The 8,080-nt window shown below is 71.0% G+C and carries 8 protein-coding genes; 5 read left to right on the forward strand and 3 right to left on the reverse strand.

Features of this window, described 5'->3' with window-relative positions; all coding sequences use genetic code 11:
- Positions 1–66: 66 nt before the first annotated feature.
- The gene (locus tag H7U20_RS24210; RefSeq protein ID WP_199761741.1) at positions 67–702 is read right to left on the reverse strand and encodes a nucleoside/nucleotide kinase family protein; all 636 of its coding nucleotides are present in this window, start codon (positions 700–702) and stop codon (positions 67–69) included.
- Positions 703–968: 266 nt separating this feature from the next.
- Here H7U20_RS24210 and H7U20_RS24215 point away from each other — a divergent pair, with 266 nt between their 5' ends.
- From H7U20_RS24215 to H7U20_RS24235, 5 genes are all read left to right on the forward strand, one after another.
- Positions 969–1,967 (forward strand): sugar ABC transporter substrate-binding protein, encoded by a 999-nt coding sequence (locus H7U20_RS24215; RefSeq protein ID WP_199761704.1) that lies wholly within the window; start codon positions 969–971, stop codon positions 1,965–1,967.
- A gap of 246 nt (positions 1,968–2,213) precedes the next feature.
- The gene (locus tag H7U20_RS24220; protein ID WP_199761705.1) at positions 2,214–3,260 is read left to right on the forward strand and encodes an ABC transporter permease; all 1,047 of its coding nucleotides are present in this window, start codon (positions 2,214–2,216) and stop codon (positions 3,258–3,260) included.
- Between the two features lie 2 nt (positions 3,261–3,262).
- Complete coding sequence (locus H7U20_RS24225; RefSeq protein ID WP_199761706.1) at positions 3,263–4,051, forward strand: ATP-binding cassette domain-containing protein; 789 nt, start codon at positions 3,263–3,265, stop codon at positions 4,049–4,051.
- Positions 4,044–4,490, forward strand: a complete 447-nt coding sequence (locus tag H7U20_RS24230) for an RbsD/FucU family protein (protein ID WP_199761707.1) — start codon at positions 4,044–4,046, stop codon at positions 4,488–4,490. Before H7U20_RS24225 ends, H7U20_RS24230 begins: the two co-directional genes overlap by 8 nt.
- Positions 4,491–4,617: 127 nt before the next feature.
- The gene (locus H7U20_RS24235; protein WP_199761708.1) at positions 4,618–5,586 is read left to right on the forward strand and encodes a PfkB family carbohydrate kinase; all 969 of its coding nucleotides are present in this window, start codon (positions 4,618–4,620) and stop codon (positions 5,584–5,586) included.
- A gap of 373 nt (positions 5,587–5,959) precedes the next feature.
- Here the strand turns inward: H7U20_RS24235 and H7U20_RS24240 are convergent, their stop codons facing one another.
- Positions 5,960–7,522, reverse strand: a complete 1,563-nt coding sequence (locus H7U20_RS24240) for a sensor domain-containing diguanylate cyclase (protein ID WP_199761709.1) — start codon at positions 7,520–7,522, stop codon at positions 5,960–5,962.
- Positions 7,523–7,545: 23 nt separating this feature from the next.
- Positions 7,546–8,080, reverse strand: a 535-nt coding sequence (gene waaF / locus H7U20_RS30490; protein WP_233411043.1) for a lipopolysaccharide heptosyltransferase II, incomplete at its 5' end; no start/stop codon positions are given.

Raw genomic sequence — 8,080 nt, forward strand, 5'->3', positions numbered from 1 at the left:
CCCCCACCCCAGGTGTACGCCTGTGGGTTTCAGGTGTACGCCTGGGGTTTTCTTGGCTGGACGGCACTACGGCATTGGCCCGGTGTCGACCGATTCGCCCAGCACCAGGTCGGCGCGGCCGCGGCCGGCCTCGATCAGGCGCGCGTTGGGCTCGTCGGTGGAGTCGATCCAGGCGCGCGCGTCGGCCTCGGCGCGGCCGAAGCGCATGTGGCGTTCGAGCAGACGCCGGCGGCGCAACGCCGGCGCGATATCGATGTAGCAGACGGCGTCGAGCAGCGGCCGCACGCCGCCCCAGTGTTGCTGTTCGAGCAGCAGATAATTGCCCTCGGTGATGACCAGCTCGACCGACTCGGCCACCGCGATGGCGCCGGCCACGCCCTCCTCCAGCTCGCGCCGGTATTGCGGCGCGTACACCGTCTCGCCGGGCGCGCGCTGGCGCAGCCGGGCCAGCAGGGCGACGTAGCCGGCGCTGTCGAAGGTGTCGGGCGCGCCCTTGCGGCCGGCGCGGCCCAGCCGCGCCAACTCGCTGTTGGCCAGGTGGTAGCCGTCCATCGGCACCACCACGGCGCGGCCGGGCATGCTCTGCGCCAGCCGCTCGGCGACGGTGGACTTGCCGGCGCCGGGCGCGCCGACCAGACCAAGCAGGAAGCGGCGGCCGGGCACGGCGCGGGCGGCCAGCAGCGCCAGCAAGGGGGCCAACATGGGATCGGACTGCGGGTCCGGCAAACTGAGGATGGTCAAGGGCGCTCCGGTGAAAACGGGGTTGGGGACCGGCTCCGGGGCCGGCCTGCGGTCCAGCTTAGCGCGCCGGCCCGGGCGCCGTCAATCGCCGCGCAAGCCGCTGTTTCCGGCCCGCACGATTAAATAAAATAACTTGATTTATTAATTATTCGGGCCTATATTTCCAATCAGCGCCGGCAGCACGATCGGCCATGACGCCACACCCATAATAATTTTTGGAGACAAGTATGAACGCAAGGCACCACCTCGCCCTCGGTTTGCTCGCATCCCTCGCCGCCGCCGGCGCCCTCGCCGCCGACCAGCCCATCGTCGGCCTGATCACCAAGACCGAAACCAATCCCTTCTTCGTCAAGATGAAGGAAGGCGCCCAGCGCGCCGCCACCTTGCAGGGCGCCAAGCTGCTGACGGCGGCCGGCAAGGCCGACGGCGACAACGCCGGCCAGGTCGGCGCCATCGAGAACATGATCTCGGCCGGCGCCAAGGCGATCCTGATCACCCCCAACGACTCGAAGGCCATCGTGCCGGCCATCAAGAAGGCGCGCGCCCAGGGCGTGATGGTGATCGCCCTCGACAGCCCGGCCGATCCGACCGACGCCACCGACGCGCTGTTCGCCACCGACAACTTCCAGGCCGGCCTGCTGATCGGCAAGTACGCCAAGACGGCGCTGGGCGGCAAGCCGGCCAAGATCGCCACGCTCGACCTGTTCCCCGGCCACCCGGTCGGCGTGGCGCGCCACAACGGTTTCCTGGCCGGCTTCGGCGCCGCCGACATCACGGCCAAGACCGTCGGCTTGGCCAAGACGGCCGAGGTGGTCTGCATGGCCGACAGCTTCGGCGACCAGGGCAAGGGCCAGACGGCGATGGAGAACTGCCTGCAGAAAAATCCCGACATCAACCTAGTCTACACCATCAACGAACCGGCGGCGGCCGGCGCCCACAAGGCGCTGAAGGCGGCCGGCAAGGAGAAGGGCGTGATGATCGTCTCGGTCGACGGCGGCTGCGCCGGCGTGCGCGACCTGAAGGCCGGCGTCATCGCCGCCACCGCGCAGCAGTACCCGCTGAAGATGGCCGGGCTGGGCGTGGACGCCGGCGTGGTCTACGCCAAGACCGGCAAGAAGGCCAGCGGCTACGTCGACACCGGCGTGACGCTGATCAGCGACAAGCCGATGGCCGGCATCGACAGCAAGGACAGCGGCTTCGGCCTGAGCGCCTGCTGGGGCAAGTAAAAGAAGCGCGGACAGGGCGGCGCGCATCAAGGGCCGGCCGGCATGCCGCGAAGGCCATGCAACCCAAGGGCAGAAACCAGGGTCGGACCCGCGGGGTCCGACCCTAGCCCCTCGCCCTTGGGTGGTTTTGCAAGCGCCGACAGCAGAAGCAGCAAACCCCGACCATCGCGCTACGTCGGGGACGATTCACCAAAAACGGACTGGACCGGGCCATGCCCGTCCCAACTCACTGAAGGAAAGCGACGTATGAACTCCACGCTCCACCCCGCCGCCGGCCAGCCGCCCGCGCCCGCGCCCGCGCCCTCCCCCGCCGCCGCCGCGCCGGCCACGCCGCCGCTGCAGCGCCTGAAGCAACTGCTGCCGCCGCTCAACGTGCTCGGTCCCGTGCTGGCGCTGCTGGCGGCCGGCCTCTTTTTCGCCAGCCAGTCCGACCGCTTCCTCAGCGGCCAGAACTTCTCGCTGATCCTGCAACAGGTGATGGTGGTGGGCGTGATCGCCATCGGCCAGACCCTGATCATCCTGACCGCCGGCATCGACCTGTCCTGCGGCATGGCGATGGCGCTCGGTTCCGTCGTCGCCACCAAGTTCGCCGTCGACTACGGCCTGCATCCCTTCCTGGCGGTGCCCTGCGGCATGGCCGCCTGCGTGCTGATCGGCTACCTCAACGGCGCCCTGGTCACCGCCATCAAGCTGCCGCCCTTCATCGTCACCCTGGGCACCATGAACATCGCCTTCGCCGTCACGCAGATCTACTCGCAGGCGCAGACCGTCACCGGCCTGCCGGAGGCGATGACCTTCTTCGGCAACACCTTCCAGCTGGGCCAGACCAGCATCACCTACGGCAGCGTGCTGATGCTGGCGCTCTACCTGCTGACCTGGCTGTTCCTGCGCGAGACGGCGCCGGGCCGCCACCTCTACGCGGTGGGCAACAACCCCGAGGCGGCGCGGCTGACCGGCATCGCCACCAAGCGCGTGCTGCTCGGCGTCTACATGACGGCCGGCCTGTTCTATGGCATCGCGGCGATGCTGTCGGTGGCGCGCATGGGCGTCGGCGATCCGCAGGGCGGCCAGACCGACAACCTCGACAGCATCACCGCCGTGGTGCTGGGCGGCACCAGCCTGTTCGGCGGGCGCGGCTCCATCCTCGGCACCCTGGTCGGCGTGCTCATCGTCGGCGTGTTCCGCAACGGCCTGACCCTGATGGGCGTGCCCTCGGTGGTGCAGATCCTGGTCACCGGCGTGCTGGTGATCCTGGCCGTGGCCACCGACCAACTGACCCACAAGAAAGGCTGAGCATGGACACCACGACTGACATCTTCCAGGCGCGCGGCCTGGTCAAGCGCTACGGCGGCGTCACCGCCCTCGACGGCACCGACTTCAACCTGCGCGCCGGCGAAATCCTCGCCGTGATCGGCGACAACGGCGCCGGCAAGTCCTCGCTGATCAAGGCGCTGTCCGGCGCCATCGTGCCCGACGAGGGCGAGATGCGCCTGGACGGCCAGCTGGTGCGCTTCAAGACGCCGATCGACGCCCGCCGCCACGGCATCGAAACGGTCTACCAGGACCTGGCCGTGGCGCCGGCCATGACCATCGCCGAGAACCTGTTCCTCGGCCGCGAGCTGCTGCGCCCCGGCCTGCTGGGCAAGTGCCTGCGCCTGATCGACAAAAAGCGCATGCTGGCCGAGGCGGCCGGCCACATGGCCGACCTGAAGATCGGCATCCGCTCGATGAAACAGGCGGTCGGCACCCTGTCCGGCGGCCAGCGCCAGGGCGTGGCGGTGGCGCGCAGCACCGCCTTCGCGCGCCACGTGGTGATCCTCGACGAGCCGACCGCCGCGCTCGGCGTCAAGGAGGGCAATATGGTGCTCGAACTGATACGCCGGGTGCGCGAGCGCGGCCTGCCGGTGATCCTGATCAGCCACAACATGCCGCACGTGTTCGAGATCGCCGACCGCATCCATATCCAGCGCCTGGGCAGGCGGGTGGCGGTGGTCGACCCCAAGCACATCAGCATGTCCGACACGGTGGCCGTGATGACCGGCGCCAAGGACCCGCGCGACCTGCCGGAGGCGGCCCATGCTTAAGGGAATCGATCCACTGCTCAGCCCGGAGCTGCTGAAGGTGCTGGCCGAGATGGGCCACGGCGACACCGTCGCCCTGGTCGACGCCAACTTCACCGCCACCACGCTCGGCCGCGGCAAGCCGGTGCTGCGCCTGCCCGGCGTCGGCCTGGCGCGCGCCGGCGCCGCGCTGCTGTCGGTGCTGCCGCTCGACGTGGCCGAGCGGCCGGTGGCCTTCATGGCCGTCGGCGGCGCGCCGGACGGCCACCGCTCGCCGCTGCAGCAACAATTGATCGCCCTGTGCGTGGCCAGCGGCGGCGTCGCCGAAGCGCAGTGCGAAGCGGTCGAACGTTTCGCCTTCTACGAGCGGGTGCGCGGCGCCCACGCCATCGTGCAGACGGGCGAACTACAACCCTACGCCAACTTCCTGTTCAGCAAAGGCGTGCTGACGGGGGAGCAGTAAAACCACACCACCCACAGGCATAATCCGGGGTCGGACCCGCCGGGTCCGACCCCGGCTCTCGGCTTTGGGGTGGTTTTTAAGGCCGCCGGCACAGCCGGTCGCCGGTATCAATGAAGAGGAGTGGAACATGGTGGTAACGTATGGCGAAGCACTGGTCGACATGATTGAAATGCCGGACGGCCGCTTCGCCGCCGTGCTGGGCGGCTCGGTGTGCAATTTCACCCAGGCGATGGCGCGCCAGGGCCTGGCGGTCAGCTATCTCAACCCGCTGTCGCGCGACGAGTTCGGCCGCCGCTTCGCCCGCCTGCTGGGCGACGCCGGCGTGCAGTTGGCCAGCCCGGCGGCCAGCGCCCAGCCGACCTCGCTGGCGGTGATCACGCTGGACGCCAACAAGACGCCGTCCTACGTCTTCCACCGCCACGGCGTGGCCGACCGCGACATCACGGCGGCGCAGGCCTGCGCCCTGCTGCCGGCGGCGCCACGGCTGTTCCACAGCGGCGGCCTGGCGCTGGTGACGGAGGACGTGGCGGCGGCCCGCGCCATCGCCGCGCAGGCCAGGGCGCGCGGCGCGCTGGTGTCGATCGACGCCAACATGCGGCCGCTGGTCTGCCCCGACCTGGGCGCCTACGCCGCCGGCGTCAAGCGGATGTTGGCCGAGGCCGACCTGATCAAGGTCAGCGAGGAGGATCTGGAGCACCTGGGCCACGCCGGCCGGACGCCGTTGGCGGCGGCGCGCGCGCTGCTGCAAGCCAGCGGCGCCAAGCTGCTGGCGCTGACCCTGGGCGCCGACGGCGCCGTGCTGCTGACGCCCCACGCCGCCGTGGCGCTGGCCGCGCCGAGCGGCTTGGCGGTGGTCGACAGCGTCGGCTGCGGCGACAGCTTCTGGGCCGGCCTGCTGTCCAGCCTCGACGAAGGTGGGCAATTGAGCGCCGCCGCATTGGCCGAGATCGAGCCGGCCGGGTTGGAGCGCGCGCTGCGCGCCGCCGTCGCCTGCGCCAGCCTGAACCTGATGCGCGAAGGCTGCCAACCGCCCGACCGCGCCGAGCGCGACGCCTTCCTGCGCAGCGGCCGGCTGGGCGCCACGCGCGCCGTCTAAGCCGCCCGCCGCACGACGACGAAAAAACCAGCGGCGAAAATCTGCCGGCGGGGTCGGCCGGCGGGGTCAGTGGCCGGCGGAGCCAGCCGGCGGGGTCAGCCGGCGGGGTCAGCCGGCGGGGTCAGAGCCGGCGGGGTCAGTGCCGACATTTGGACACGACCTCAACCATAACCAGTCCATCGAATCGTTTTACTGCTGAGTCTGTGTACGAATGTCGGCACTGACCCCGGTGGCTGCTGACCCCGGTGGCTGCGACGAAGAAAAAACCAGCGGCGAAAATCTGGGGTCAGACCCAGCGGGTCTGACCCCGGCTCTCCGCCGTTGGGTGGTTTTGGCGCCGCCGGCCCCTTGGCTTGGGCCAGCGGGGGCGACGCTAGGCCGTGCGCGGTGGCGCTGGCGGCGTCGCCAGGCGCGCCAGGCCGGGCGCGCGCAGCACCCGGTTGCGGCCGTCGGACTTGGCGGCGTACAGCGCCTGGTCGGCGGCGTCGACCAGCATGCCGGCCAGGTGCACGTCGCGCTGCGGCAGCAAGGTCGCCACGCCGGCGCTGACGGTCACCACGCCGAACGGGCTGGCGGCGTGCGGCAACCGCAGCGACTCGATGGCGTCGCGGATGCGCTCGGCCACGGCGTGGGCGCCGGCCAGGTCGGTGTCGGGCAGCAGGATGGCCAACTCTTCGCCGCCGTAGCGCGCCGTCAGGTCGCCCGGCCGCTTCGGCGTCAGCGCGCGGATCTGCTCGCAGACGGCGCGCAGGCAGTCGTCGCCCTTGCTGTGGCCGTACTCGTCGTTGTACTGCTTGAAGTAGTCGACGTCGATCATGACGAAGGCCAGCACGTGCTGGTAGCGCATGGCGCGGCTGAATTCATTGCCCAAGGTGACGTCGAACTGGCGCCGGTTGGCCAGCCCGGTCAGGCCGTCCTGCATGGCCTGGCGCTCCAAGGTGCGGTTCATTTTTTCGAGCGCGTCGCGGGCGGCGCGCAGCTCGCCTTCGACGCGTTCGCGCAGCGCGATCTGCCGCACCAGGCGCTGGCCGAACAGGCCGAGCATGGCCGCCAGCAGCACCACGCCGAGCGAGTGCAGGAAGGTGTCGCGGCGCCACTGCGCCAGCATCTCGTCGCGCGACAGCGCCGCCGTGACGAACAGCGGATAGTGCTGCAGGGGCCGGTAGCTGTTCAGGCGCACCTGGCCGTCCAGCGGCGACAGCAGCGAGGCGCTGCCGGCCAGGCGCTGCGGCATGAAGGCGGCGTACAGGTTGGAGCCGCGCAGGTCCTGGCCGATGGTGGCGTCGTCGAACGGCCGGCGCAGCAGCAGCACGCCGTCGTTGTTGACCAGCGCCACGGCGCCGTGGCGGCCGATGTCGACGCTTTGGTAGAAGCGGCGGAAGTAGTCGAGGTCGACGGTGGCCAGCACCACGCCGCCGAAGCCGCCGCCCGGCTTGTCGATGCGGCGCGACACCGGGATGATCCAGCGCCCGGTCGAGCGGCTCACCACCGGCTGGCCGACATAGGGGCTGCGGCCGGGATGCGCGCTGTGGTGGCGGAAGTACTCGCGGTCGGCGTTGTTGAGGGTGGCGTTGAGCAGCGGGCGCGAGTTGACCAGCCAGCGCCCCTGCTCGTCGTAGGCGAACAGGCCGCTCAGCTGCGGCAGGCCGGCGACCTGCTCGACCATGCGCCGGTGCAGCCGCGCCAGCGCCGCCTCGCCCAGGCCGTCGACCTCGATGCGCTCGACCAGGTCGGCCAGGCTGGTGTCGGCCGCCTTGATGGTGTCGTCGGCCTGCTGGGCCATGGCGCGCGCCAGGTTGAAGGTGGCGCGCTCCATCTCGAGCAGGCGCTCGGCGCGCGCGTTCCAGCTGCGCCAGCCGTCGATCGCCACCAGCGCCAGGCAGACGACGCTGACGAACACGGTGGCCCAAAAGGTGATGGAGAGGCGCTTGGGCATGGTCTCGGCCATCCTCGGCGGGCTCACGCCAGCAGCGCGCACAGGCGCTGCCAGACCATCGCCGGATCGATGCGGCGCATGCAGTCCTGGTGGTCCAGCGGGCACTCGCGCTGGCGGCAGGGCGCGCAGTCGAGGCGCAGCGAGATCGCCGCCGCGCGGTCGGAGAACGGCGGCGCGTGGTCGGGATCGGTCGGGCCGTACAGCGCCACCACCGGCCGGTTCAGCGCCGAGGCGATGTGCAGCAGGCCCGAGTCGTTGGCGACCACCGCGTCGGCCTTGGCGATCAGGGCGATGGCCTCGGCCAGGCTGGTCCGGCCGGCCAGGTTGTGCACGGCGGCCGGGCCGCCGGCGGCGGCGGCCACCTCGGCGCAGACCTCATGGTCCTTGGGCGAGCCGAGCAGCGCCACCTGGCAGCGCGGGTCGGCCAGCAGCGCCCGCCGCGCCAGCGCGGCGAAATGGGCCGCCGGCCAACGCTTGGCGGCGCCGAACTCGGCGCCCGGCGCGAACACCAGCAGCGGGCGGCCGGCGTCGACGCCGGCGGCGGCGCAGGCGGCGCCG

It is taken from the genome of Rugamonas violacea (genome assembly GCF_016461825.1).
In the GTDB taxonomy this organism is placed as follows: Bacteria; Pseudomonadota; Gammaproteobacteria; order Burkholderiales; family Burkholderiaceae_D; genus Rugamonas.